We start from the raw sequence: 26,024 nt of genomic DNA on the forward strand, positions 1-26,024 counted from the left end.
CTTCTAAAACTGGACAAAAGGCCGGCTTTCCAGTCCGCGCGGCCGATTCGTATCTGGTTCAAGAGGAAGACTCGCCAATGTCCAACATCGTTCTCTCGGCGTCAGTTCGCCAGAACCTGTTGTCGCTGCAGTCGACGGCCGACTTGCTGGCCACGACGCAGGAGCGGCTGTCGACCGGCAAGAAGGTCAACACGGCGCTCGACAATCCCACCAACTTCTTCACGGCGCAGGGGCTGGACAACCGGGCGAGCGACATCAGCAACCTGCTCGACGGCATCAATAACGGCGTCCAGGTGTTGCAGGCGGCCAACACAGGCATCACCTCGCTGCAGAAACTGATCGACAGCGCCAAGTCGATCGCCAACCAGGCGCTGCAGACCACGGTCGGCTATTCCACCAAGTCGAACGTCTCCACCACGATTCCCGGCGCGACCCCGGCCGACCTGCGCGGCACGACCTCGTATGCGAGCGCGACCGCGAAGAGCAACGTGCTCTATACCGGCGCGGCTGGCGGCGTGACCCCGGTCACGGGAACTGCCGCACTCGGCGCCTCGCTCGGTTCGAGCGCCGGCACCTTCACAGGTACGGCCGCGCTCGCGGCCGACGGCACCACCGCGCTGTCCGGCACGGCGACGCTGGTCGGCACAACGGCATCGACCACCTTCGGCACGCCGCCCGCGGACGGCGACACCATCACGGTGAACGGCAAGACCATCACCTTCCGCACCGGCGCTGCTCCGAGCACCCAGCCGACCGGCTGGGGCCTCGACGCCAGCGGGCACATCGCCACCGATGGCAACGGCAATTCGATCATTTATCAGGGAACGGCTGCCGCGCCCCTAGCGACCGTCAACGACGTCCTCACCGCCATCGACCTCGCCAGCGGCGTCAAGACCGCAACCATCAGCGCAGGCGCGGCCACATTCGCTGTCAGCGGCTCGGCCGGCCCTGTCGGCACGCTTCAGGTGGCATCGTCGATATCGGGCGGCGGCGCGGTGACGCTGAAGAGTTCGACCGGCGCCGATCTCAGCGTGACCGGAAAGGCAGACTTCCTCAAGGCGCTCGGCCTGACCTCCGCGACCGGTGCGGGCAATGCGAACGTGACCGCGAACCGCTCGACCACCGCGGGTTCGCTCGGCACCCTGGTCCAGGACGGCTCGACGCTGAACATCGGCGGCAAGACCATCACGTTCAAGAACGCGCAGACGCCGCAATCGACAGCGAGCGTGGCCACCGGCTATGGCGTCAGCGGCAACGTCGTCACAGACGGCAACGGTAACTCGACGGTCTACATCCAGAGCGCGACGCTGACCGATTTGCTTAACGCGGTCGACCTCGCCACCGGCGTCAAGACCGCCAGCATCTTCAACGGCGCGGCAACCATCTCGACCACTGCGGGCCAGATCCCGTCGTCGGTCAACAGCAGCGGTCAGCTTGCGCTCTCGACCGGCATCAATGCCGACCTGTCGATCACCGGCACCGGCAATGCGCTCAGCGCCTTCGGCCTCAGCGGCAACACGGGAACGGCGACGGCCTTCACCGCGGCGCGCACTTCGGGCGTCGGCGGCATCAGCGGCAAGACCCTGACCTTCACCTCCTTCAACGGCGGCACGCCTGTCAACGTCACCTTCGGCGACGGCACCAACGGCACCGTCAAGACACTTGACCAACTCAACGCGCAGCTTCAGGCCAATCACTTGACGGCCACGATCGATGCCAACGGCGTGCTCACGGTGACCACCGTCAATGAATACGCCTCTTCGACGCTCGGCTCGACGATCGCGGGCGGCGCGGTCGGCGGCACGATCACCGGCGTTCTCGCCTTCACCACCGCGCAGCCGCCGGTCCAGGATCCCGTGGCGCAGACCGCGCGCTCCAACCTGGTCAACCAGTTCAACAACATTCTGGCCCAGATCGACACGACCTCGCAGGACTCCTCCTTCAACGGCGTCAACCTGCTCAATGGCGACACGCTGAAGCTGGTCTTCAACGAGACCGGCAGCTCCACGCTGAGCATCAACGGCGTGGTGTTCAATGCGGCGGGCCTCGGTCTCAGCAATCTGGTCAACGGCGTCGATTTCATCGACAACGGTGCCACCAACAGGGTGCTGGCCAGCCTGAACGCGGCCTCGAGCACGTTGCGTTCGCAAGGCTCCACGCTCGGTTCGAACCTGTCGATCGTGCAGGTGCGTCAGGACTTCTCCAAGAACCTGATCAACGTGTTGCAGACCGGCTCAGCCAACCTGACGCTCGCCGACACCAACGAGGAAGCGGCGAACAGCCAGGCGCTGTCGACGCGCCAGTCGATCGCGGTCTCCGCGCTGTCGCTGGCCAACCAGTCGCAACAGAGCGTGCTGCAGCTGCTCCGCTAATTCCGCAGCGCAACTTCGCTATTCGAGATTACGCGGCGGAGCTGATGCTCCGCCGTTCTTTTGAGGAAGATCGCTAAGACGAGATTAGCCGAGATCGACGCGCATCACGCCAGGCGAGTTTACATCGTGCGTGCGTGGATCTAGCGTTGCGCTGACGAAGGACTCCGTGCCCCGTAATTCTGCGGAGTACTTCCAAGCACGATACGTAAGCAAATCTTAAGCGGTGCTGCCTAGGGTTGGGAAAGAAATCCTTAAGCGCGTACAACGTGCTAGGTAACCTCCAGGGTGTGATTGATGTCGAATTCCGCTGCCTCGGCTTATGCGCGTGTTGCAACCACCACCGCATCTCCTCGCGACATCGAGGCGCAGACTCTGCTCAAGGCCGCCAACAAGCTCCAGGACGCGGTGAACAACGCCGATCCGCTCAGCGAGCAGACCATGCAGGCCCTGATGTTCAACCGCAAGCTCTGGACAATCTTCCTGAGCGAGGCGATGCGCGACAGCAATCCGCAGCCGATCGACGTTCGACAGAAGATCGCCAACATCAGCGTGTTCGTGCTGAGCCAGACCGCCGCGCTGCAGATGAGCCCGCAGTTCGATCACTTCCGTCCGCTGATCGAGATCAACCGCAATATCGCGGCAGGGCTGTCCGGACGGCCGTGACGGAATTCGTGATGGTCGCCATCACGAGCACATCGGCGAAACTCGCAAATGTCGGCAGGAGCTGATCACGGCCAGTGGTCTTGCCTCGGCACGCGAACTCCGCGCTGACCGATGACGGCCAGGCGCAGAGCAGAAACATCGGCATCGATCGCGTGATCGTTAGGCGCTGAGATCCGTGCTGAGCGGACGCGAGGGCTCGGACTTCATGTCCAGTGCGTGGAAATAGGCACGCCGGCGAAGCATCGCCTCGTCAGGGAACTGGTTGACCACCGTGTCGGTCTTGTCGTTGACGACCTGAAAGACGAAGGACGCGGCCGCCTGGTCGAACACGACCTGGCGCGAAATGTTCTCGTGGTTCGGCAAATCATTGCGCACCGGCGCGCTCGTATCGCTCGCGGCGACCGTTTGCCTCACCGGAAGATCAGTTTGCACAGCCTCGTTCGCCGCCGAATTCGACGTCGGTACGAACTGCACGGGGGCCGGGATCCCCACCGGCCTGATGCTGAAATCTGTACTCATGGCAGCCTCCTGGTTGCCTTACGTGAGTCAAATCCCAACCCCTCTAATCACGCAAGCATGGAACACCAGGACTGAACACCTGGTAAGGAAACGTGCCTAACCGCGCGACGCCATCGCCGCGCGGTTTTTCTTAAAATCGTCGGTTGTTCTTGTGCTGCTCAGAGCGAGCGGCTGACCGCAAGCGGCGTGATATGGCGCGGACCTGGCGCCGCGCTGCGCCCTGCGGCGGTATAGGTGTTCGGCACGTTGCGCTTCTGGATCTCGGCGTTGACGCCGCGCACGACGCTTTCGGAAACCGCGTGCGCGGTCGCGAGCACGGTGAGATTGACCTGGAGCATCGCGCGGAACGCATCGTGGTGGCGATGCAGCGTCGAGAGCAGCTCCGGCGCGGACTTCGCGAGCTGGTCCTGGTTTGCCTTCAGCTGGCCGACTGCGCTGACGTAGCTGCGCGACAATTCCTGCTTCTTGCCCTCGAGTGTCATCGCCTCGCGGACCTTGCCGGCGCGGACGAGCTCGGTCTCTCGCTCGATCAATCCGAGCAGCGCGCTCATCGCGTCCATCAGGTCTTCGGCGAGCTTGCGCGCCTCGCTGCTGACGGGCGCGCTGCCCGGGCGCTGGGCCTGCATCGGCTGACGTGAGGCGTTGAAATGGTTCATCTCGTTTGACCTTATGCCGTGCGGATCGTTTTCGCCTGCTGCAGGATGAGGGTACGGTAGACGTCGCTGGCGATGCCGACGCCGCCGGCCTGGGCGAAGTTCTTGGAATATTGCTCGGTCAGCATCGAGCGCCATACGCCGGTGCCGGGCGTGTCGCCGAACGGGCCTTCGCCTTTCAGGCCCGAGGTCATCTGCGCGAACATGCTGTTGAGGAACATTGCCTCGAAGTCGGTGGCGGTCTTCTGCGCCTTGGCCTGTTGCTGCGGCGAGACCTTTTGCAGCGCGGCGGCGAGCTCGAAGTCCGGCCGGCCGTTCCGGCTCTCGACCGAGAAGGCCGAACTGGTGGCGAGGCGAGGGGTGTTGATCGCGCTGGTCTGCATCACATCACCTCAATGTCGGCTTCGATGGCGCCGGCGGCCTTGATCGCCTGGAGGATGCTGATCATGTCGCGGGGGCCGATGCCAAGGCCGTTGAGGCCGTCGACGAGCTGCTGGAGCGAGACGCCGTCCTTGACGAGCGCCAGCTTCTTGCCGTCCTCGGTGACGGTGACGCTGCTGCGCGGCGCGACCACGGTGCGGCCGCGTGACAGCGGATTGGGCTGGCTCACCTGCGGGCTCTCGGAGATGGTGACCGTGAGGTTGCCCTGCGCCACCGCGACGGTGGCGACGCGGACGTCGCGGCCCATCACGATGATGCCGCTGCGTTCGTCGATGACGATCTTGGCGGCGAGATCAGGGTCGACCTGGAGCTGCTCGATCTCGGTGAGGAAAGCGACGACGTTGCCCTTGAACTCGGGCGGAATCGACAGCTGCACCGTCGAGGGATCGATCGGTTCGGCGGTCTTGACGCCGAGATAGTCGTTGATTGCGGCCGCGATGCGCTTGGCGGTGGTGAAGTCGGGATTGCGCAGCGCCAGGCGGACGTTCGGCAGCCGGTTGAGCGCGAACTCGATCTCGCGCTCGATGATGGCGCCGTTGGCGATGCGTCCCACCGTCGGGACGCCCCGCACGATCTTGGCGGCCTCGCCCTCGGCCTGGAAGCCGGAGATCGCGAGCGAGCCCTGCGCCACCGCATAGACGTTGCCGTCGGCGCCGAGCAGGGGGGTGACCAGCAGGGTGCCGCCCTGGAGGTTCTTGGCGTCGCCGAGCGCGGACACGGTGACGTCCATGCGCGTGCCCTGGGTGGCGAAGGCCGGCAGGTTGCCCGTGACCATGACGGCGGCGACGTTGCCGGTGCGGATCGTGGCGCCGCGGATGTTGACGCCCATGCGTTCGAGCATCGCCTGCAGCGACTGCTTGGTGAAGGGGATGTTGTTGAGCGTGTCGCCGGTGCCGTTGAGGCCGACGACGAGGCCATAACCGATGAGCTGGTTCTGCCGCACGCCCTCGATATTGGCGAGGTCCTTGATGCGCGAGGTCGCCGCCGCGGAGGTGACCGACAGCGCCAGCGCCGACAGCGCGGCGCAGGCCAACCCAACAATCCTCACCCAACGAACGCCTGGCATCTCTGCTCCCCAAGACCCCTAGAAGAGGCTCCCAAATCGGACAGGACTTGCACGACACTCCCATGACGAGCTGGTCCGGCGCTTTCCTTGCGAGCGCTGTGCCAACGCCCGACGGCGAGGTAGGTGGCTGAATAGCTTGAATAAATCTGTTGCGACCGCTGTCAGCACTCGTTCGCCCTGGGGAGCGAAACTGCCGCCTGTCGGCAGATTTTGCCGGGCCGTTTACGCACCGTTAACCATAAGACAGCGAAGGTGAGGCATCGATCACCCGGATTCTTTCCGATGCGCATCTACGGACCGAACGGTACGACGCTTGGCACACCGGCCAGCCAGGCCAAGCGGACGGGCTCCGGCAGCTTCGTTCTGCCCGACACCTCATCGGCGCAGGAGACGCGGAGCGCTGCCGCACCGAAGGCGGCCGCCAACATCGATGCGCTGCTGGCGTTGCAGGGTGTCGAGGAGGATCCGGTCGAGCGCCGCAAGCGCTCGGTCGCCCGCGGCAGGACTGCGCTGGACGTGCTCGACGATCTCAAGATGGGCCTGTTGTCCGGCAATTTCGACGCCTCGACCGTGATGCGGCTGCGTGATGCGGCGGCCAACCTGAAATCGTCCTCGGGCGATGCCGGCCTCGATGCGGTGCTCTCCGAGATCGAGCTGCGGGTCGAGGTCGAGCTGGCGAAGGCCGGGCAGGCGTAGTCACGGAGGCTCTTACGCCGCTTCCTCCTTCAACTGCGCATCATAGCGGCGCTGGGCGGCGAGCACGTCTTTCAGGTTCTGCTCAGCCCAATCGCGTAACGGATCCACAGCCGCCGCCAGCGTCAGGCCGAGCTGGGTGATCGAATATTCCACCGTCACTGGCACGGTCGCGATGGCGCGGCGCCTGATCAGGCCGTCGCGTTCGAGCGACTTGAGCACCTGGCTCAGCATCTTCTGCGAGATGCCTTCAATCGTGCGGCGCAGCTGATTGAAGCGCATCGGCTCCTCGCGCAGGAGCAAGAGGATCAGCACCGCCCATTTGTCGCCGACGCGATCGAGGATCTGGCGGGTGGGGCAGTTCGCTGCGTAGACGTCGGGTTTCATCGTCAGTTCTCGGAAATCCATACCGTTGCTTGGCATCCGCGTGCCGGTTGTACGCGATCAGTTACCTCAGCGTAATCAGGTAAGCACAAAGTGCTCTCTTAACACCAGCATTCTTTGCGATATCTAGTCTCTGTCAGTTACCATAGAAGCAAAGGAGCCTTCCATGAAAATCGCAGTCGCCGGCGCCTCGGGCCGGGCAGGGTCCGAGATCACCAAGGAGTTGTCCCGCCGCGGCCACACGGTCACGGCCATCGCCCGGAACCCGGAAAAGATTGCGGCCCTGCCGAACGTCACGCCAACCAAGGGGGATGTGCTCGACCAAGCGGGCCTCGCCAAGCTGTGGGCCGGTCACGACGTCGCCGTGAGTTCCGTGCACTTCCTGGCCAGTGATCCGCTCAAGCTGATCGGTGCGGCGAAGGACTCCAAGGTCGGTCGCTACCTCGTGGTGGGCGGCGCCGGGAGCCTCGAGGTTGCCCCGGGCGTGAAGCTGGTCACGACTCCCAATTTTCCGGCCCAATACAAGGCCGAAGCGGAGGCGGGCTCGGCCTTCCTGGACCTGCTGCGGCAGGAAAAGGACCTGAACTGGACCTTCATCTCGCCCTCGGCGCTGTTCGAGGAGGGGGAGCGCACCGGCAAGTTCCGGCTCGGGACCGACCAGCTTCTCGCAGATGCGAACGGCAAGAGCTGGATCACCTTCGCCGACTACGCCATTGCGCTCGCCGACGAGATCGAAAAGCCGGCCCACCTGAAGCAGCGCTTCACGGTCGGCTATTAAGGTCCGCAAGCCGCCTCCGAGCCCGTAAGGATAAACCTTCCTGTGCAAGGGCTTGGGGGCGCGGACCGGGCGGCGAGGGAAATATTGTCTGTCACGGGAGGCCACTATATAAGGCCCGGCTCAACGGACCCCGGTCCGTCAGCGAGTCGTTGCTTTAGAAGATAGGCCTCCCTTGGAAAAGTTGAAAAACTACCGACCGACCGACAAAGAGCCTTTCATGAACGACCGGCAGAAGGAGTACTTCCGTTTGAAGCTCCTCGCCTGGAAGGATGAGATCCTCAAAGAGTCCAAGCTCACCCTGCAAGCCCTGCAGGAGGAGAACGTGAACCACCCCGATCTCGCCGATCGGGCCTCGTCCGAAACCGACCGTGCCATCGAGCTCCGCGCCCGCGACCGCCAGCGCAAATTGATCGCCAAGATCGACGCCGCGCTCCAGCGTATCGAGGACAATACCTACGGCTATTGCGAGGAAACCGGCGAGCCGATCTCGTTGAAGCGGCTCGAGGCCCGGCCCATCGCGACGCTCTCGGTGGAAGCGCAGGAGCGCCACGAGAAACGCGAGAAGGTCTATCGCGACGAATAAGGTCCGAGCCGCAGAGATGCGGCTCTTTGTTTTTGGACGCAAGGCGCGCCGTTTCGCGCCGTGCTCGGTATATTGCCCGTCGCTTGCCGTCGCGCCCACCATCGCGACGGCGCGATCGCGAAAAGTGAATCGCGATCAACGGGCTAGACTGGATTGCTCCGAGCTCACGTGAGTTCGGATGAGAAACAGCCTTCACTTCAGGTGCGGGAGATTTTGCGAGTCGCATCAACGAGATCGACTCTGAAGTTGAGACGCTGATCCAGCTGCATCAAGCATCGCTGCAATCAGGCCTGCTGCGACGTCTCGAGACGGGCATTCCCATAAAGCCCGGACCAGCTCAATATTTCCTTAAACGCCGGCAACAGGCGTAGGCCGCATCGGTCAACTCGTACTCGACCCTCAACGGCTTTTCCGCGAAGACAGTGCGCGACACAAGGCCGTCCTGCTCGAGCTCGCGCAGCTGCGTGGTCAGCATGTGCTGGGTGATGCCGCCGATCGAACGCCGCAAGGCGCCGAAACGAACCGCGCCGTTCATCAGCGCAAACAGGATCTCCAGCCTGAGGGAAAGCGGGTCATGAGCACTGTTCTGGTCACCGGCGGGTCTGGCTTCGTCGGCATCCATGTCGTCCTGCAACTTCTGGCCGCCGGCCATGCCGTGCGGACGACGGTGCGCCGGCCGGAGCGCCAGGCCGATGTGCTCGCCATGCTGCGCGAGGGCGGGGCGGCGACGCCCGAGAGCGTGGCCTTCGTCACCGCCGATCTGACCCGGGACGACGGCTGGGCGGCGGCGGTCGCGGGCTGCGACTACGTTCTCCACGTGGCGTCCCCGCTCTCGACCACCGTCCCGACGGACGAGAACGAGATGATCATCCCGGCCCGCGACGGAACGCTCCGGGTGCTCCGGGCCGCGCGCGCGGCCGGCGTCAGGAGGGTCGTCGTCACCTCGTCGCTGGGCGCGATCGGCTACGGTCATCCGCCGCGCGACAAGCCGTTCGACGAGACCGAATGGACCAATCTCGCTGGTGTCGACGGCCAACCCTACGTCAAGTCCAAGACGCTGGCCGAGCGGGCGGCTTGGGATTTCGTCGCGCGCGAGGGGGATGGGCTGGAGCTGTCGGTGATCAACCCCGCCGGCATTTTCGGGCCCGTGCTGGGACCGGACTTTTCCGGCTCGATCGAGATCGTCAGATCGCTGCTCGACGGCGCCATGCCGGCCGTGCCGCGGGTCTATCTCGGCGTGGTCGACGTCCGCGACGTCGCGGAGCTGCACCTGCGGGCGATGACTGCGCCGGAGGCGAAGAACGAGCGTTTCATCGCGGTCGCCGGCGAGACGATGTCGATCCTCGACATCGCCCGCGTGCTGCGGCGGGAACTCGGGCCCCGGGCGCGCCGGGTTCCGCGGCTTCAAGCGCCGGACTGGCTGGTGCGGCTGGCCGCGCGCCAGATTCCGCTGCTGCGTGCGGTCGTGCCGATGCTCGGAAAGGTCAGGCATTCCACCAGCGCCAAGGCGCGCTCGCTGCTCGGCTGGCAGGCCCGCTCCAACGAGGAGGCGATCCTTGCGACCGCCGAGGGCCTGATCCGGCTCGGCCTCGTCAAGGGGTGAGGGCATGCCACTCGCGCTTGTCAGGCCGGAGCGGGGATGCTGAAGTGCCGCCCTGCGACTGCGTAGCGTGGGAGGCGGCGCCGATGGACAAGATTCTCCAAGCCGCAAAGGCGATCGCGCTGGCGCGCCGCAACCATGCCCCGCTCGCGGCGCTGGAGCGGCCTCCTGCGGACGAAGCCGAGGGTTATCAGGTCCAGCGCGCCCTGCACGATCTGCTGCTGCCGCATGTCGGGCCGCTCGTCGGCTACAAGATCGGCTGCACCAGCCAAGTGATGCAGGACTATATCGGCATCCCGCACCCCTGCGGCGGCGGCGTGTTCCAGAAGGGCGTCCATGAGAGCGGCGCCAAGCTCGCCGCCTCCAATTATGTCCGGGTCGGGGTCGAATGCGAGATCGCGGTGCGGCTGAAGCGGGACCTTGCCGCCGGCGAGGCGCCGTTCACGGCCGAATGGGTCGGCGAGGCGGTCGAGTCCTATCATCCCGCGATCGAGATCGTCGACGATCGCTACGTGAAATGGGAGACGATGGGCGCGCCGACCTTGATCGCCGACGATTTCTTCGCCGCTGGCTGCGTGCTGGGCCCATCGGTCCCGCGCTCGTCGGTGCCGGACCTGAAGGCGGTCAAAGGCCGCGCCATCGTCAACGGCGAGGAGGTCAGCCACGGCACCGGCGCCGACGTGCTCGGCCATCCCCATAACGCACTCGCCTGGCTCGCCAACCATCTCGCCGCCGAGGACAAGGGGCTGCACGCGGGGCAGCTCGTGCTCACCGGCAGCCTGGTGAAGACGCTGTGGCTGAAGGCCGGCGACAAGGTGCGGATGGAGCTGGACGGGCTCGGCGTGGTGGAGGCGGAGTTTACGTGAGGGGGCAGGGGCACATCGGCACTCTCCGTCATTGTGAGCAGCCAAGGCTTCGGCGGGCTAGTCGCTGCGCGTCGCAATGACGGCGTGTGACGTCGCTGCGTTGCCAAAATGTCGCGAGCTTCGCTCGTGATGTTCAGCTTCTGGCTCCATCAGCAGAGACATCTTGCGCCCACTGGCGATCGGGTCTATGAGCCCCGTCCCATTCAACCTGCGTGTTCAACAATGAGGAGACCAGCCGTGCGTACGTTGTGGCGATCGACACATTCCGTGCCGACGCTCTCAGTGCGTCCGGCTGACAGTCATCCAATCATGTTGAACGACAATGGCACAGTCATTGATTCAGCGCCGGCGGGAGGCCGAGCGCACGCGGGTTGAAGCCTACGAGCTGTCGCTGCGGCATGTGTCGCAGCGGACACGTCCTCCACCGGATTTCGAGAACGCGATCAAAGAGGCCAGGCGTGGCTTCGAGGCAGACATCGTGCGCGATGCCGAGGCCTGGCAGCCGCGAATGAAGACTCGCGATGCCGCGCGTCTTCGTCTTGCCGCGGCTCGCTATCTCTTTGCGCGCTATCCCGTTGCCGAACATCTGGAGCAGATCTGGATCGACGGCGCGGGACTGGGCGCCGACGAGATCCACTTGCGCAAGCGCTGGTACATCGCGGCGGCCGGCGGCGGTTCGCTCTACGCTGCCGGTGCGGCCGAATGGCTGTCTCGCAAGGAGGTCCATGCCTTCCTCAATCCGTTCGGGAAGGTCGGCTTCGAAGCTGCGATCTGGCAGGCGATTGCGCGTTCCTATGCGACCGATCCCGCTGTTGCGATGCGGATCGCGCGCACCAGGATCACGCAGACGCAGCGCGCTCAGCATCGCTTCTGGCGCGAGGTGGTGCGCTTCTTCTGCGCGCATCCCACCACGGTCGAGGACATGGATGACTTCCATGATTACCTCGCCGATTGCCACCGGCGAGATCCCGAGTACACCCTCAAGGGGCGTTCTCTGGTCTCCCTTGGGCGGCAGATGCGCGAATGGCATCGCGATCTTGATGCGATTGCTCGTATCGAGGCCGCACGCCGTCGCGCCGAGGCGGCGCGAAACCGTGCGCGGGGGCTGGCAGCAGGCCCCGAGCAGAGCGAGGACCGTTGGCTCGGTGCAGCGATCGCGGACTGGTCATGGACCAAGTCGTCCAAGGACCGGGCCAAGCGCGAAGAATATGTTGTGGTCCAGTTGAGGACGGCAGCCGATCTCGTGGCTGAGACGCGCAGCATGCGTCACTGCGTCGCCACTTACGCGACGAAGTGCATTGCCGGGCATGCCTCGATCTGGTCGCTCCGTCGCCGTGCCTCGGGTGACGTCCAGCGGCTGCTGACCATCGAGCTTGATACCCGTTCCAGGGCGGTTCAGGTTCGCGGGTTTGCGAACCGCCCGCCGCTTGCCGAGGAGTACAAGATCCTCCAGCGATGGGCGCAAGCACGCGGGATCATGCTGCTGTGAGAGAAGCCTGCGCCGTTTCGGCGGCGCAGGCAAAATACATGCGGCCCTCGCCAGGGGAGCTAGCGAGGGCCGCGTCGTACATCGTCGTTCGCGCCTTTAGTTCGCGAGCACGATGTGGGAGCTCTTGAAGGGGCTTAGAAGGGCAGCAGCACGTCCATGACCTGCTGGCCGTAGCGCGGCTGCTGCACGTCGGTGATCTGGCCGCGGCCGCCATAGGCGATGCGGGCCTGGGCGATCTTGGTGGAGTCGATGGTGTTGTCGCTCTGGATGTCTTCGGGGCGGACGATGCCGGCGACGATCAGCTCGCGGATTTCGAAGTTGACGCGGATCTCCTGCTTGCCTTCGACGACCAGGTTGCCGTTCGGCAGCACCTGCGTCACCACTGCGGCGACGTTGGTCTGCAGGGCTTCCTTGCGGTCGACGCTGCCCTTGCCCTCGCTCGACGAGGTCGAGTCGGCGGTCAGGACGCGGCCCGGCAGGATCTTGTTGGCCTGGGTGATGGTTTGGGCGCCAATGAAGTTGGTGATTCCCGAATCTTCCTTGTTGGAGCGGCTGCGCGAGGTGTCGTTCTCGATGTTGGCCTTGTCGGTGATGTTCACGGTCACGGTCAGGAGATCGCCTACCTGGCGGGCGCGCTGGTCCTTGAAGAAGGCGCGGCTGCCGTTGCGCCACAGCGAGTTCGGATTGTAGGAGGCGACCTCGGGCTTGGGCATCGGCATCTGCACCGGCTTGTAGCCGGGCTGCGCGGTCGGATTGTCGATGGCCGACAGCTTCGGCTGTTCACCGATCTGCGACAGGCGGTCGATCGAGGAGCAGCCGCTCGCCAAGGTGCAAGTCGCCAGCAGCAGGGCAGAGATCGCGATGCGACGAAGGCGGGAGGCCGAACTGAACGTGGACATGAATCTACTCTGACTTGGCTGGAGCTTGCGAGAGACGAACTTGCGGAATCCGGGCTTGGGCGATCTCGGCTGCGGACGCGGGCGCCTGGACCAGGCTCTGCGCCAGGGCCGCGGCCGCCGGCGCTTCGTCGCGCTTGACCGACGAGGTCTGCTCGACCACCGGCGCCATCGGCGCGGACTGGCTGGCGCCCTGGACGGTCACCTGGCCGCGGCCGGTGATGACCCCGGTCAACGTGCGCTTGGAATGCAGATTGAGCACGCTGATGGTGTCGCCCTCGGCGCCGCTCTCGATCGCCTTGCCGCGCGTGGTGAGATAGAGGCCGGGCACCTGGTAGATGATGGTGACGGCCTGATCGCGCACCACGAAGTCGGGCTTGACGAGGTCGGCGGCGCGGATCGGCGTGCCCGCGCGCGTTGCTCGGCGCAGCTGCATGCCGATGCTGCGGTCGCGCGAGGCCGGCTCGCCGGCGACCTCGGCCTTCGGCCGGCGCTCCAACGACAGATCGGAGGATTTCAGCAACTCGGTGCGGTCGATGTCACGCGTCAGCACGGCCACCTCCACCGTCTCGATCGCGGTGCCCGTGAAGCGCAGCTTGGTCGGCGCGGCGTTGCCGTCGTTGGCGATCTCGAAGGCGATATCGAAACGGCCGCTGCGGGCATCATAGCGGGTTGCGACCGGCTGCAGCCCGCCGCTGTTGGAGGCGTCCAGCCGCATCTCGGCGACGCTGCGGTCGAACGTGATGGTGATGTTGGCGGCGTCTCCGAGGCCGAAGCGCCGCTCAAGCGCCGCGGCGACGGCGTTCTCGATATCCTTGCTCGCGAGCGTGCGCGCGAGGCGGGTGACCTGGACCTCCTTGATGTCCCCGGTCATGACGCCGATCACCTGTTTGGCCCGCAGCACCGACAGCACCTCGCCGACCGTCAGCGTGCCGGTGGTGCCGAGATCGGGCGAGCGGTAGACCGGGATCAGCGCGGCCGATCCGGCGTTGTCGATGAGATCGCCGATCCGGACCACGTCCGAGGTCACCGTGACGCTTGCGCGCAGCGTCGGCGCGGCGATGAAATCGTTGGCGGCCGCTGCTGGCAAAGCCAGCGCGACAAGAGTGGAGATGGCGGCGAGGGTGGCGCGGATCATCGTCATCACCTCAGCGGAACAGCGCCGTGGTCGATTGCATCATCTGGTCGGCGGCGCTGATCACCTTGGCGTTCATCTCGTAGGCGCGCTGGGCGGCGATCAGGTCGCTCATCTCCGAGACGACGTCGACATTGGCCTGCTCGAGGCTTCCTTGCGTGAGCTTGCCGTAACCTTCTGTGTTCGCGGTGCCGTCCTGCGGCGCACCGGACGAGGGCGTCTCGGTGAACTGGTTGTTGCCGACCGGCTGCAGGCCCGCCTTGTTGATGAAGCGCGTGACGCCGATCTGGCCGACGATCGAGGAGGTGGTTGAGCCCGGCAACGTCACCGAGACCTGGCCCTGCTCGCTCACGGAGATGCCCGAGGCGTTGTTGGGAATGGTGATAGTGGGCTGCACCGGATTGCCCTGCGCGGTGACGACGCGGCCCTGATTGTCCATCTGGAAGGTGCCGTCGCGGGTGTACTGGAAGGTGCCATCGGGCATCAGGATCTTGAAGAAGCCCTCGCCCGAGATGGCGAGATCGAGGTCGTTGCCGGTCTGCGACAGCGTGCCTTGCGTCATGCTGCGCGGCGTGCCGACGGTCTTGACGCCGCCGCCGATGTCGACGCCGACAGGCAGGATGGTGCCCTGGTCCGACGACTGGGCGCCGACGCGGCGGACGTGCTCGTAGATCAGGTCCTGGAACGCCGCCGTCTGCTTCTTGAAGCCGGTGGTGCGGAGGTTGGCGATGTTGTTGGAGATCACCTGAACGTTGAGTTCCTGTGCCGCCATTCCGGTCGCTGCGGTGTGAAGCGCCTGCATCTCAGTTCTCCTTCAATCAGGCCGGAACGTCGGCGAGCTTCTCGATCGCCGATTTGTGGAGGTCGCTCTGCTGCTGCAGCAGGTTGGCAACCGCGGCGTAGCTGCGCATCACCTCGACCATGCGGGTCATCTCGCCGACCGCATTCACGTTCGACTTCTCGACATAACCCTGCTGCAGGGTGGACTTGGTGTCGGGCTGCTGGTTCGCCGAGCCAGCGGCATAGAGATTGGCGCCGAGCTTGGTCAGCTTGGCCGGATCGTCGAACGAGACCATGCGGATCTTGCCGCGGATCGAGTCGGTTCGCGCCGTGCCCTCGAGCACCGTGACGGTGCCGTCGGGCGCGACGTTGATGTCGTGGTCGGTCGGCTGAAAGGTGATCGGGCCGGCATTGCCGAGCACGAGATTGCCGTCGGCGGTGACGAGCTGGCCGGTGCTGTTGAGCGAGAACTTGCCGTCGCGGGTATAAAACTCGCCGCCGTTGGCCTGCACTGCGAAATAGGCGCCGCCGTTGATCGCCATGTCGAGCGGATTGTTGGTCGGCTCCAGCGGCCCCTGGCTGATGTTGCGGAAGGTGCCGCGGTCCTGGACATAGGAGACCCGGCGGTCGCGGCCGATGAAATTGTCCTCACGCGCGTTCGAGTTCAGGTATTCCTCGAACAGCGAATGGTCGGACTTGAAGCCGTTGGTGTTGGCATTGGCGACGTTGTTGGCGATGACATCCATCTGCCGTTCCAACGTCATCTGCCGTGACAAGCCGATCAGACGCGCGTTCTGCATCGGAAATCTCCCCTGAGCGGATCTGCCATTTCGCTCTCCCAAGCGCCTGGCGGACCCCGTGACCGAGACCGTCGGGCTCTCCCAAGCCGTGAGGTCTCGGGCCTCTCTCAGCGAAAGCCGTGCCAATCAGGAAAATCACGTAACTTCAATGTGTTGGCGCCTTTCGAGGGGCGGGAGCAGGCGGCAGAAAGGTTCTGTTAGCCATGTTTGCCCGGCAGATTTTTCCTAGCGGCGGCCCAATCGAAAGATTCCGTTAACCATTATTACCGTAGCGTTTGCGCATCAGAGGAGCGCATTGCGCTGGGGCATTCGTATCGCGTCATTGTCTGCCAGGAGGCTTCGCTCTTTCGACCCCTTTGAGAGATAACCGGGCGCGGCAACCATGGCAGAGAATGAGGAAGGTGGCGCAGCCGCCGAGGGCGCGGAAGCCGCTCCGCCGAAGAACAAGCTCAAGCTCATCATCATGGTCGTCGGCGTGCTTGCTGTGCTCGGCGGCGGTGCCGCGACCTGGTTCTTCTTCTTCCGTCATGGCGATGCCGAGCATCATGCCGAGGCCGCGCCGCCGCCGAAGCCGCCGGCTTTCGTCGACGTTCCCGACCTCATGGTCAACCTCGCCGGCTCGCCCGGCGAGCGCGTGCAATATCTGCGGTTGAAGATCGTGCTGGAGCTGAAGGAAGAGAAGCAGATCGAGGCGATCAAGCCGACGATGCCGCGCGTCACCGACATCTTCCAGACCTATGTGCGCGAGCTGCGCCCGTCCGACCTCAACGGTTCGGCCGGCATCTTCCGCCTCAAGGAGGAGCTGACCAAGCGCGTCAACGCGGCGGTCGCCCCGATCCAGGTCAGCGCCGTGCTGTTCAAGGAAGTCGTGGTCCAGTGAGCATGACGGGCTAGGGATCATGGCGGGCAACGACCAAGTCGACCAGGATGCAATTGCCGCCCAGTGGGAGGCCTCGCTCGATAGCGAGGATCCCGCCGAGGCGGCAAAGGCTGCCGCCGAGAACGAACTATCGGAGACCATGGCCCTGCAATGGGCCGCCATGGTCGAGGACGGCAGCCGCGATCTCGGCACCGGCAAGAACTCCGGCGAGCGGGTGCTGTCCCAGGAGGAGATCGACAATCTCCTCGGCTTCACCGTCGGTGACGTCACGCTCGACGACCATTCCGGCATTCGCGCGATCATCGATTCGGCGATGGTCTCCTACGAGCGCCTGCCGATGCTCGAAATCGTCTTCGACCGCCTGGTGCGGTTGATGACGACCTCCTTGCGCAATTTCACCTCAGACAACGTCGAAGTCTCGCTCGACCGCATCACCTCGGTGCGCTTCGGCGACTACATGAACTCGATCCCGCTGCCCGCCGTCCTCACCGTCTTCAAGGCCGAGGAGTGGGAGAACTTCGGCATGGCGACGGTCGATTCCAACCTGATCTATTCGATGATCGACGTGCTGCTCGGCGGCCGCCGCGGCACCAGCCAGCTGCGCATCGAGGGCCGGCCCTACACCACGATCGAGACCGAGCTGGTCAAGCGGCTGGTCGAGGTGGTGCTGGCCGACGCCGAGCAGGCGTTCCGGCCGCTGTCGCCGGTGACCTTCTCGATCGACCGGCTCGAAACCAATCCGCGTTTCGCCGCGATCAGCCGTCCCGCCAACGCCGCGATCCTGGTGCGCCTGCGCATCGACATGGAAGACCGCGGCGGCAACATCGAGCTGCTGCTGCCTTACGCGACCATCGAGCCGATCCGGGGCGTCCTGCTCCAGATGTTCATGGGCGAAAAGTTCGGCCGCGACCCGGTCTGGGAGGGCCACTTCGCCACCGAGATCGTGCAGGCCGAGATCGCGGTCGACGCCGTGCTCTACGAGGCCGACATTCCGCTCAAGCAGCTGATGCGGCTCAAGGTGGGCGACACGCTGCCGCTCGACATGCGCGCCGACGCCAACGTCACCGTGCGTTGCGGCGACGTCACGCTGACCGAGGGGCGGATGGGCCGGGTCGGCGACCGCGTCGCGATCCGTGTGACGAAACCCTTGCGCAAGCCAAGTACGACACTTGCGATGTTCGAAAAGGTGGACGAGCAGAACAAGATGATGGAGGCCCCATGAACCACTCCCTGGGAATGGCGATCGAGACGCTGGTGGCTATCCTGCTGATGCTGACGATCGTCTACTGCGTCACGCTCAACAAGCGCTTGAGGCGGCTGAAGGCGGACGAGCATTCGCTGAAGGCCGTCATCGCCGAGCTGATCACCGCGACCGAGATCGCCGAGCGCGCGATCGGCGGGCTGAAGCTGGCCGTGCGCGACGTCAACGAGAACCTCGGCAGCCAGCTCGCCGCCGCGACGCAGATGTCGGATCAGCTCTACAAGCAGCTCGGCGAGGCCGACAACGTGGTGCGGCGCCTGTCCAAGATCGCGATCGCCGCGCGTCCCGTCACCAATCCGGAGACGGTCGCCGCGCCCGCGCCCAAGCCGTCGTCCGCGAAGGCGGTGGCGGCGGCCGCCGAAGCCTTCTCCGAGCGCCGACGATCCAACGGCCTTGCCGCATGAAGCCTGGGTATGAAGTCCTTTCGTAACATCCGCGTCATTCCGGTCGTCCTGGTCGCCGTCGCCGGCCTCGCCACGCTGAAGGTGGCGGGCCTTGCGATCAACGGCGGCTACGTCTTCGACTACAAGCCGAACCAGGGCAAGAAATCCTGGGCGGAAGAGAACCTGAACTTCCCGACCGGCCGCGAGGATCCCGACATCACCGGCTCGACCCCTGCGCCGAAGGAAGCACCCAAGCCGGCAGCGCCCGAGACCAAGATGGAGGGTGGCACCGTCGTCAAGATCGACGAGGGCCAGCCGCAGGTCTCGGCCGCGGAGCGCGCGATCCTGGAACGGTTGCAGGCGCGGCGGCAGGAGATCGAGGCGCGGCAGCGCGAGATCGACATCCGCGAAAGCCTGCTCAAGTCGGCCGAGAAGCGCATCGAGACCAAGGTCGAGGAGATGAAGGCGGTGGAAACCCGCATCTCCGCGACCCAGGCCGAGCAAAAGGCCGCCGAAGCCCAGCGCATGAAGGGCCTCGTGACCATGTACGAGGGCATGAAGCCCAAGGATGCCGCGCGGGTGTTCGACCGGCTCGAAATGGGCGTGCTGATCGAGATCGCCTCGGCGATCGCGCCGCGCAAGATGTCGGACATCCTGGGTCTGATGTCATCGGAAGCCGCCGAGCGGCTGACCGTCGAGATGGCCCGCCGCGCCAATGGCGGCGGCGATCAGTCCGCCTCGGCCGGCGAATTGCCCAAGATCGACGGCAAGCCGACGCAAAAGCCGAATTGAGGGCTCGAGGAGAAACGCGCTTTAAATCCGCGCGCTGTCGCGCGGTCGTTCGACTGAAGCCCAGCGAAATGACTCGTGCGCCTAATTCGCGAAGGCCTGTTGCACCCTGCGAACAGGCGGGCGCAACTGCTGCTCCATCTGGGCGAGGATATTGACCTGCTGCTTGATCAGCGCCGCCTTTGAGACGCGGGTCACGAGCTGCAGGGTGCTGTGGCAACAGGCACATTCATATGTCTTCAGGGCATATCCTCTGGCAATCGGGACGATCGCGACGACCGCTCTTGCTCTGCTACACACAATGCAACCGGCTTCTCCGCTCATTGATTACCCCCAGAGCTAACCAATGCGATTTGCATCGCCGAGATTCACATCTGATTCAGAGTCGCGCGCGAACCGCAACGAGCCGAAGGTTGTGAGCGCGCGCTCAGCAACTCGTCAAGGTGGAAATCAGAATCCCGTGGCGGATGCAGCCGGGGCAGGCGGCATCCTCCGGGACTGCGATGACTTGACGCGCGCAGGTGTGAAGTGGCGTACAGTGGCGCACAAGGCGTCGTCCTACGCTCCGGCCCATTCGCAGTCCGCAGCGCAGGAGGAGGCAATGAACTACTCGTCCGCAGCAGAACGCGTCATCGAGGCCGTCAACCGGCTGCTCATAACGGCGATGACATCCGCATGGACATCCGCGCTAAGCCATCAGCATGCCGCGCCGCCGGATGGCGAGGCCGGCAACGATGAGGAATCCTGTCTCGACGAAGAGAGTTCCTCGGCGCCCGATGGCGCCGGAAAGCAGCACTGAAGACGCCATTGGCTCGGGGCGTCACACGATCAGATCGTGCAAGCCGTGGCCGTGAGCTGCACTTGGCCCATGAGGCGGATCACCATCGGGCGGAGATGGTTCAGGCGTGAACGCCGGTTCGGACCCAACGCGTCCTCCTGCGTGGGCGTGATGACCGGCAAGCTCTGTAAGATGATCCGGCACGACGTTGTGCTGTGAGCCCTTTGAAGCGTTATCCTTGAACTGGAACGAGTCGCCGAGCTGCTGCGTCTCGCCTGCAAGCGAGTGGGCGTTACCTCCGGACGATGCCTTCGAAAGGCCTGGATTGAGCGCCGTGTCTGCCGTGTCATCGCTGCGACGACCATGGGCATGAGCCGCCCCGTCGGCGCTTTCCTGGGGAGAGACGCCGTGATGCCCAGCATCGTTCCCGAGCGCAAGCCCGCGGCCGGCATGCTGTTCGGCGGCAATATGATCAAAATTCAGCGCGGCGATGGCAATGTCAGGCATCTGACCACCATTCGCGCCATTCTTCCCGGCCGCCGAGGCTGTGTCGAAGCCCGTGAAGTGGAAGACAAAGCTGGCCTCCGTCGGTGCGACGACGGATTGCAAGGTCGTAGACGTTCCGCTGGCCGAGGGAGCTCCCGCATCAATGTGGGGCGTTTCGGTCGTGGGCGTTTGCACCGGATCCGAACCGGAGATGCTGGAATATTCTGTTCGTCCGATCTGGTCCGAAGTTGAATTCAGGTTGTAGGTCGAATCGCTTGACTTAATTTCCGGACTCCTGTCTGCGAGGAGCGTGCTGTCGCCGCTTCCGGAAACGGACGAGATCTCGGAAGTGGTCGTCACTACCGCGGCTGCATCACTCTGCAGGGGTGCGGTGAGGTCGACGAGCTCGCCGGCGGCGGCGATCACAGGTGCGGCCGCCGGTGCCAGGATGAAGTCCGAGGCGTCGACGGTCGCAATCCCCTGCAAATGGATTTCGAGCAGACTGGAATCGCCGATGTGCAGGGTTCGGTCCGTTGAATTGACGTACACGATGGTTTCATTCGTCGCGCTGTCATAGATCCAGGCGATCGTATGTGCCGGCACCGTCGTGCTGGTCGAGCTCAACGCCAGGATGGCAAATCCAAGCGCGCCAAAGGCGGTCAGGTCGATCCTGTCCGATCCCGACGCGAAGTCGGTGATGGTGTCGAACTGGCCGGCGCGGGAATCGGCGACGAACAAATATGCGAAACGATCGTTGCCATTGCTGCCGGTGAGTTGGTCCGCACCAAATCCGCCGGTTATGGTATCGGCGCCGTTGTTGCCGTTTACCGTATCGTTTCCCGAGCCGCCGTAGATGGCATCATTGCCATCGTTGCCCTTGATCGTGTCATTGCCTGAGCCGCCATAGAGAACGTCCGTCTTGCCGGTCCCATTGACCGTATCACTGCCGGCTCCCGCATAGATGACCTGACCCGTGTCGCCGCCACCGGCGATGGTTTCGCTCCCCGGCGTTCCGTACACGTTCGGGGGATCGGAGATCACGACGGATCCGGTGGCCAGGTTGTCAAAATCGTTGGGGTCAGCATCGCTGGCGCCATGAATGGCGACGGTCACCGTCTGCGTGGTACCGTCGATCGCGGTCACCGTGAATGTGTCGGTCAGGGTGTCGCCGGAATCGAGAGCCTCAACCACGCTGTTGTTGTTGTCGAGGGTGTACGTCCATGCGCCGGCTGCGGTCATCGTGAAGGTGCCGTATCCGTCGTCGCTCGCGGTCGGTGAAGAGATCGCGGTGAACGTATTCGGCGCGTTGTCGACGTCGGTATCGGTCAGCGTGCCAGTCGCGATGGGAGCGCCGGGCGAGAAGGTTCCTGCCTCGGTCACTGAGCCGGTCGTGGTGCCGGAAATGAGGGCCGCGTCGTTGCTGCCGTGAATGGTGATCGTCACCACCTGCGGCGTGCCGTCGAGGGTCGTGACAGTAAAACTGTCGGTGAGTGCGTCCCCGACATTCAGCGCCTGCACCGCGCCGCTCGCATTGTCGAGCATGTAGGTCCACGCGCCGGCCGCGGTGATCGTATAGGTACCGTAACCACCCGTGCTTGCCTTGGGCGAACTCACAGTTGTGAAAGTATTGGATGCATTGTCGACGTCGGCGGCAACGAGCGTGCCGGTTGCGCTCGGCGCGCCGGGGGTCGTGTTGGCAACGCCTCCGGCCTCGGTCACCGATCCGGCGGTTGTGCCGGAAATCACGGCAGCATCGTTGCTGCCGTGGATGGTAATCGTCACCACTTGGGCGGTTCCGTCCAGAGTCGTCACCGTAAAGCTGTCGGTCAGTGTCTGCCCGCCATTGAGCGCCTGCACCGCACTGTTGGCGTTGTCGAGCGTGTAGGTCCACACGCCCGCTGCCGTCATGGTGAACGTGCCGTAGCCGGCCGTGCTCGCCGTTGGCGAGACGACTGCCGTGAATGCATTTGCGATCGTGTCGACGTCGGTGTCGGTGAGCGTGCCGGTCGCGGCAGGCGTGCCGGGATTCGCATTGGCGATGCCGCCAGCCTCGATGACGGCGCCGGTCGTGTCGCCGGAGATGACCGCTGCATCACTGGCTCCCTGGATGGTGATCGTCACCACCTGGGGGGTGCCTCCGATCGTGGTCACCGTGAAGCTGTCGGTCAGCGTTTGGCCGGCATTGAGCCTCTGCACTGCGAGGTTCGAATTGTCCACGGTGTAAGTCCACACGCCGGCAGCCGTCATCGTGAAGGTGCCATAGCCGCCGGTGCTCGTCGTTGGCGAACTCACGGCCGTGAACGTATTTGGTGGGTCGTCGACGTCGGTATCGGAAAGCGTGCCGGTCGCAATCGGCGTGCCGGGCGTTCCATTGGCAATGCCGCCAGCCTCGACGATCGAGCCGGTCGTGGTGCCGGAGATGATTGCAGCGTCGTCGACACCGTTGACGGTGATTGTGAACGTCTGGCTCGCAGAACTGAGGCCGTCGGAAACCGTGATGACGAAACCGTCGGTCGTGGGCGCCTTCAGTGCGTTGATTGCGATGCTGTCAGGCACGAACGTGTAGGCGCCGCTCGTACTATTGACGTAGAGCGTCCCGTACGGACCGGGCTTTGACAGGTCGTATGTCACCCCGCCGAGGACCGTCTCGCCGGCGGTCGCCCCTATGACGCCAAAGGTCAGCTTGGCGCTGCCGCTGGTGCTGCTGGCAGCGAAGATTCCGCTCGTCGCAGTGAATGTATCAAACACCACCGTATCGAGCTCGGTCGGCCCCGCTCCGGTGCTGAGTGTCGGCGGTATGGGGTCGAAAACGGGAATGACGAATGGCGACACAGGCGCCAGCAAATTCTGCAGCGCGGGCGCATCCGGCTGAATGAAATTGATCGGCTGCAGCGACTGGGTTTTGACGAAGGGAGGCGTGCTTGAGCCATGCGGCCCCTGTCCTTCGAGATTGGCGAGCACGTCCTGTTGCGCGGCGTGCAACTCATCCATGCGAGCGGCCGTGTTCGTGACCTGATTGATACTGATGCTGGAGCCCACCTTCCTGAGCACGATCGTCTCGCCGGGATCTTCGACGATGATGCGCCGCGGGATCCGCTCCTTGGTTACGAGCTCGAATGCACCATGGGCAAGGTCCTTGTAAGTGATGGAGTCGTCATCCAGGAGCGTGACGTCCGGGTCCGCGGCTTCGGCATTTCGTCCGAGCGAGAAAGTCAATGCTGCAAGCGTCAACATTCCGGACCCGCCTGCGTGACTCCGGCCACGAATGCCTGCAATTGACGCGTTCGTCTGGTGAGACCGGGCTTCTGCCGGCCGGCCTGGTGCTGAAGTGGAGCTCCTTCGGGTCAGGTCGAGGAGGGCCGTCGATGGCTCGCCTTCGACTTCGAACACGAATGCGCTCAGCGAGACGCGAGTGCCGCAGGAGATGTCGAAGGAAGTACCGTCGATGAAGCGAACTGTGATCTGTCCGTCGGCATCGGTCTCTATCACGTCAGTCCGATAGACAGGCGCGCCAGCTACGGCCTGTGTGGCGATGCCGCTGGCTCGCGTAAGCGTACCGCAACCAATCACTGTCTGAATATGTCCGATGATTTGGACGGGCAAGGCCATTGCGGGCCTGGTACCAACCTGGATGTCGGATGCTGACATGGCTCGACCTCGCCTGGGTGATCGATTCAGGCTCGGCGTGCTGCCGTGGTCTATTCGGGGCGGCCCTCGCCAAAGGACAAATATCCTGGGCGCTGGCAGCCGATGGCATGCCCGCCGAAATATCAAATCTGCTATCGAGAGTTGCATTGCGCGGCGACGGTAACGCGTGCCGCCATTCGCGCATTCCTCCCGCCAAAGTGATTAAATCGAGAAACCAGACGTATTTAATTTGTGGCGTTTTCATACCGCCGCGATAAAGTAGGCCGATTAATCATATTAAACAAGAATTATGTTTGTTGTTGCTGCGCGTCGCGACTCAAAAAATGGAGCCGCCGACAGCCGACAAGGTCTCTCGAGAAAGGGGGGATCATGTGCAGAACCAAAATATTCTCAATAGCGGCGGGCCTGGTCTTGGCGCTTCTAAATTTCTCGCCGAGTGCGGCTCAAGCGCAAGTCGATTCCGCCGGGCCCGCCGACGCCAACTCGTCTTCCAAACCGATCGGGAAGGTGGCGACGGCCACAGGCTCCGTCACGATCGAACATGCGGGCGCAGTGATCGTTCAAGCGAATGTCTCAAGTGAGCCCGGCCGGGCCAAGAGGGGTGATCCCGTATATCTTGGTGACGTGGTGCTGACCGGAGACGACGGCCGGGTCGGAATAAATTTTAGCGACGGCAGCTCGTTCAATCTATCGAGCAACGCCCGTATCGTGCTGGATCACTATGTGTATGAGCCGGCCGGCAAGTCCAACGCGACCCTGTTCAGTCTTGCCAAGGGAACGTTCACTTTTGTTGCGGGCAATGTTGCGAAGACCGGCGATATAAAGGTCGATACGCCCGTCGCCACGTTGGGGATCCGAGGTACGACGCCGCACATCGAGATTTCTGATGACGGGTCAGCCAAATTTTCGACGCTGATCGAAGAGGGCAAAAGCAAGCTCCTGAAGAAGCCGCCGGCCGGCGCGGCGCCGGAGCCCGATCGAAGCGCCAATCGCAGGCTCATTATCTGTCGGGGATGCTGAGAAGTTTGCTCGATCGAAGCCGCCGTGATGCCGGCGCAGCGTCCGGCCGGGCAGAAAGACGCAACATGAGTGCTTCGTTTCGCTCGCGGAGTTCGGCGCTTGGTGTGAAAATCGCACGGGCCAGTGTCATCAGGGCAGGGATGCTCATTCTGATCGTTGGACTGTCCGGTTCGTCAGGCTTGGCGCAGACGTCGAAGAAGAGCAGCTCACTCAAGAATATCGAGCTATGTAACGGGTCAGATCGGGTCTCGCCCGAAGCTCGGATCGAGGCCTGCACGGCCTTTATCGATGCGGGCGAGGGGAGCACAAACGGCTTCGCCGTCGCCCACAACAACAGGGGCAATGCCCATAGCGCCAAAGCCGACTACGAAGGCGCGATCAAGGACTTCGTCGCAGCGACCCGGCTTAACCCGAATTATGCGAAAGCCTTCAACAACCTCGGAGTGGCCTATCTGAGGACGGGCTCGCACGACCTCGCCCTTGGCGCTTTTCAGGAGGCGCTGAAGCTCAACCCCAACTATGCCACTGCCTTTGCCAACCGTGCGGCAGCGTTCTTGAAGAGGAATGCGTACGACCGTGCAGCGCAGGACTATGACGAAGCAATTCGCCTTGACCCGAAGATGGAGGTGGCTTGGAGCGGACGCTGTTGGGCCCGGGCCGTCCTTGGCGCCTTGCAGGCTGCGATGGAGGACTGCGACATGGTGCTTCGATCGGGAGCGGGTAACGCCGCGACATACGATTCGCGAGCCCTGATAAATCTGAAAATGGGACAACTCTCCGCGGCTATCGACGACTACAACGCGGCGCTGCGGTACGCCCCCAAGCTGGCGAGCGCGCTGTACGGTCGCGGGGTCGCCAGATTCAAGCTCGGCGACACAGAGGGCGGCAATAGCGATATCTCGGCAGCCAGAAGGATCGAGGCCCGAATCGCCGAAGATTTTGTCCGCTATGGGGTGCCGCAAAGGGACTGACAGGCCGCGACGTCGTGCAGCCGTTAACAACTGCTTAACCGCCTGCGTCTCAAATTCAAACTGGCGGACCGGCCCCCGCTCCATCCGGCA

General features: G+C 64.0%; 25 protein-coding genes and 1 pseudogene. 15 read left to right on the top strand and 11 right to left on the bottom strand.

Going from position 1 to position 26,024, the window contains the following annotated elements:
* The first annotated feature begins 77 nt into the window (after window positions 1-77).
* Together ABIA40_RS05665 and flaF are read left to right on the top strand one after the other, a co-directional pair.
* Complete coding sequence (locus tag ABIA40_RS05665) at window positions 78-2,372, top strand: DUF1522 domain-containing protein (RefSeq protein ID WP_157280812.1); 2,295 nt, start codon at window positions 78-80, stop codon at window positions 2,370-2,372.
* Between the two features lie 294 nt (window positions 2,373-2,666).
* Window positions 2,667-3,035 (top strand): flagellar biosynthesis regulator FlaF, encoded by a 369-nt coding sequence (gene flaF / locus ABIA40_RS05670; protein WP_018642830.1) that lies wholly within the window; start codon window positions 2,667-2,669, stop codon window positions 3,033-3,035.
* A 159-nt stretch (window positions 3,036-3,194) separates the two neighbouring features.
* Here the strand turns inward: flaF and ABIA40_RS05675 are convergent, their stop codons facing one another.
* The 4 genes from ABIA40_RS05675 to ABIA40_RS05690 all read right to left on the bottom strand — a co-directional run bounded on the left by ABIA40_RS05675 (window position 3,195) and on the right by ABIA40_RS05690 (window position 5,714).
* Window positions 3,195-3,554 (bottom strand): hypothetical protein, encoded by a 360-nt coding sequence (locus ABIA40_RS05675; RefSeq protein WP_404539746.1) that lies wholly within the window; start codon window positions 3,552-3,554, stop codon window positions 3,195-3,197.
* 158 nt (window positions 3,555-3,712) lie between these two features.
* Window positions 3,713-4,210, bottom strand: coding sequence for a hypothetical protein (locus ABIA40_RS05680; protein ID WP_157280811.1), 498 nt, complete (start codon window positions 4,208-4,210; stop codon window positions 3,713-3,715).
* Between the two features lie 11 nt (window positions 4,211-4,221).
* Window positions 4,222-4,590 carry a flagellar assembly peptidoglycan hydrolase FlgJ gene (flgJ, locus tag ABIA40_RS05685; RefSeq protein ID WP_036013115.1) on the bottom strand — a complete coding sequence of 123 codons (369 nt, stop codon included), beginning with the start codon at window positions 4,588-4,590 and terminating at the stop codon, window positions 4,222-4,224.
* Window positions 4,590-5,714: a flagellar basal body P-ring protein FlgI gene (locus ABIA40_RS05690; RefSeq protein ID WP_036027924.1), complete on the bottom strand. Its 1,125-nt coding sequence runs from the start codon at window positions 5,712-5,714 to the stop codon at window positions 4,590-4,592. The genes flgJ and ABIA40_RS05690 overlap by 1 nt, the downstream gene beginning before the upstream one ends.
* A 282-nt stretch (window positions 5,715-5,996) precedes the next feature.
* Between ABIA40_RS05690 and ABIA40_RS05695 the strand changes: the two genes are divergently transcribed.
* Window positions 5,997-6,410: a flagellar assembly protein FliX gene (locus ABIA40_RS05695; RefSeq protein ID WP_404539751.1), complete on the top strand. Its 414-nt coding sequence runs from the start codon at window positions 5,997-5,999 to the stop codon at window positions 6,408-6,410.
* Between the two features lie 12 nt (window positions 6,411-6,422).
* Here the strand turns inward: ABIA40_RS05695 and ABIA40_RS05700 are convergent, their stop codons facing one another.
* Window positions 6,423-6,794, bottom strand: a complete 372-nt coding sequence (locus tag ABIA40_RS05700) for a helix-turn-helix domain-containing protein (RefSeq protein ID WP_025037390.1) — start codon at window positions 6,792-6,794, stop codon at window positions 6,423-6,425.
* Window positions 6,795-6,957: 163 nt separating this feature from the next.
* On the opposite strand from ABIA40_RS05700, the gene ABIA40_RS05705 reads away from it, so the two are divergent.
* Window positions 6,958-7,569, top strand: coding sequence for an NAD(P)-dependent oxidoreductase (locus tag ABIA40_RS05705; RefSeq protein WP_404539754.1), 612 nt, complete (start codon window positions 6,958-6,960; stop codon window positions 7,567-7,569).
* 217 nt (window positions 7,570-7,786) lie between these two features.
* On the top strand, window positions 7,787-8,152 hold the full coding sequence (dksA, locus tag ABIA40_RS05710) for an RNA polymerase-binding protein DksA (RefSeq protein WP_085966600.1): 366 nt from the start codon (window positions 7,787-7,789) through the stop codon (window positions 8,150-8,152).
* 284 nt (window positions 8,153-8,436) lie between these two features.
* On the opposite strand, the pseudogene ABIA40_RS05715 reads toward dksA, so the two are convergent.
* Window positions 8,437-8,711 (bottom strand): annotated as a pseudogene (locus ABIA40_RS05715) (winged helix-turn-helix transcriptional regulator); the annotation flags it as partial.
* A 15-nt stretch (window positions 8,712-8,726) separates the two neighbouring features.
* Between ABIA40_RS05715 and ABIA40_RS05720 the strand changes: the two are divergent.
* The 3 genes from ABIA40_RS05720 (at window position 8,727) to ABIA40_RS05730 (ending at window position 12,107) form a co-directional block, all read left to right on the top strand.
* Window positions 8,727-9,755 carry an SDR family oxidoreductase gene (locus ABIA40_RS05720; protein ID WP_404539757.1) on the top strand — a complete coding sequence of 343 codons (1,029 nt, stop codon included), beginning with the start codon at window positions 8,727-8,729 and terminating at the stop codon, window positions 9,753-9,755.
* A gap of 83 nt (window positions 9,756-9,838) precedes the next feature.
* On the top strand, window positions 9,839-10,618 hold the full coding sequence (locus ABIA40_RS05725) for a 2-keto-4-pentenoate hydratase (protein WP_404539760.1): 780 nt from the start codon (window positions 9,839-9,841) through the stop codon (window positions 10,616-10,618).
* A gap of 322 nt (window positions 10,619-10,940) precedes the next feature.
* Window positions 10,941-12,107 carry a PcfJ domain-containing protein gene (locus ABIA40_RS05730; protein WP_404539763.1) on the top strand — a complete coding sequence of 389 codons (1,167 nt, stop codon included), beginning with the start codon at window positions 10,941-10,943 and terminating at the stop codon, window positions 12,105-12,107.
* 134 nt (window positions 12,108-12,241) lie between these two features.
* On the opposite strand, the gene flgH is transcribed toward ABIA40_RS05730, so the two are convergent.
* Genes flgH through flgF form a run of 4 tightly spaced genes read right to left on the bottom strand, consistent with a single transcriptional unit; the run spans window position 12,242 to window position 15,718 of the window.
* A complete protein-coding gene (flgH, locus tag ABIA40_RS05735; RefSeq protein WP_271540245.1) occupies window positions 12,242-13,006 on the bottom strand; it encodes a flagellar basal body L-ring protein FlgH in 765 nt (254 codons plus the stop codon).
* A gap of 4 nt (window positions 13,007-13,010) precedes the next feature.
* On the bottom strand, window positions 13,011-14,141 hold the full coding sequence (gene flgA, locus ABIA40_RS05740) for a flagellar basal body P-ring formation chaperone FlgA (protein WP_404539766.1): 1,131 nt from the start codon (window positions 14,139-14,141) through the stop codon (window positions 13,011-13,013).
* Between the two features lie 10 nt (window positions 14,142-14,151).
* Entirely contained in the window at window positions 14,152-14,940 is a 789-nt protein-coding gene (gene flgG, locus ABIA40_RS05745) for a flagellar basal-body rod protein FlgG (protein WP_036013098.1), read from the bottom strand.
* 16 nt (window positions 14,941-14,956) lie between these two features.
* A complete protein-coding gene (gene flgF / locus ABIA40_RS05750) occupies window positions 14,957-15,718 on the bottom strand; it encodes a flagellar basal-body rod protein FlgF (RefSeq protein ID WP_128264476.1) in 762 nt (253 codons plus the stop codon).
* Between the two features lie 382 nt (window positions 15,719-16,100).
* Here flgF and fliL point away from each other — a divergent pair, with 382 nt between their 5' ends.
* From fliL to ABIA40_RS05775, 5 genes are all read left to right on the top strand, one after another.
* Complete coding sequence (gene fliL, locus ABIA40_RS05755; RefSeq protein WP_157280803.1) at window positions 16,101-16,598, top strand: flagellar basal body-associated protein FliL; 498 nt, start codon at window positions 16,101-16,103, stop codon at window positions 16,596-16,598.
* 19 nt (window positions 16,599-16,617) lie between these two features.
* Window positions 16,618-17,820, top strand: coding sequence for a flagellar motor switch protein FliM (fliM, locus tag ABIA40_RS05760; protein ID WP_036027916.1), 1,203 nt, complete (start codon window positions 16,618-16,620; stop codon window positions 17,818-17,820).
* Entirely contained in the window at window positions 17,817-18,263 is a 447-nt protein-coding gene (locus tag ABIA40_RS05765) for a DUF6468 domain-containing protein (RefSeq protein ID WP_074448249.1), read from the top strand. Before fliM ends, ABIA40_RS05765 begins: the two co-directional genes overlap by 4 nt.
* 9 nt (window positions 18,264-18,272) lie before the next feature.
* Entirely contained in the window at window positions 18,273-19,034 is a 762-nt protein-coding gene (locus ABIA40_RS05770) for a MotE family protein (RefSeq protein ID WP_036013086.1), read from the top strand.
* 598 nt (window positions 19,035-19,632) lie between these two features.
* A complete protein-coding gene (locus ABIA40_RS05775) occupies window positions 19,633-19,830 on the top strand; it encodes a hypothetical protein (RefSeq protein ID WP_404539773.1) in 198 nt (65 codons plus the stop codon).
* Between the two features lie 21 nt (window positions 19,831-19,851).
* Here ABIA40_RS05775 and ABIA40_RS05780 read toward each other — a convergent pair whose 3' ends face one another.
* Window positions 19,852-23,943 carry a VCBS domain-containing protein gene (locus ABIA40_RS05780; protein WP_404539775.1) on the bottom strand — a complete coding sequence of 1,364 codons (4,092 nt, stop codon included), beginning with the start codon at window positions 23,941-23,943 and terminating at the stop codon, window positions 19,852-19,854.
* Window positions 23,944-24,312: 369 nt separating this feature from the next.
* Here ABIA40_RS05780 and ABIA40_RS05785 point away from each other — a divergent pair, with 369 nt between their 5' ends.
* On the top strand, window positions 24,313-24,963 hold the full coding sequence (locus tag ABIA40_RS05785; protein WP_404539778.1) for a FecR domain-containing protein: 651 nt from the start codon (window positions 24,313-24,315) through the stop codon (window positions 24,961-24,963).
* Between the two features lie 65 nt (window positions 24,964-25,028).
* Window positions 25,029-25,934 (top strand): tetratricopeptide repeat protein, encoded by a 906-nt coding sequence (locus ABIA40_RS05790; protein ID WP_271540228.1) that lies wholly within the window; start codon window positions 25,029-25,031, stop codon window positions 25,932-25,934.
* Window positions 25,935-26,024: the final 90 nt, after the last annotated feature.

This window comes from Bradyrhizobium sp. USDA 223, from assembly GCF_044909005.1.
GTDB lineage: Bacteria > Pseudomonadota > Alphaproteobacteria > Rhizobiales > Xanthobacteraceae > Bradyrhizobium > Bradyrhizobium yuanmingense.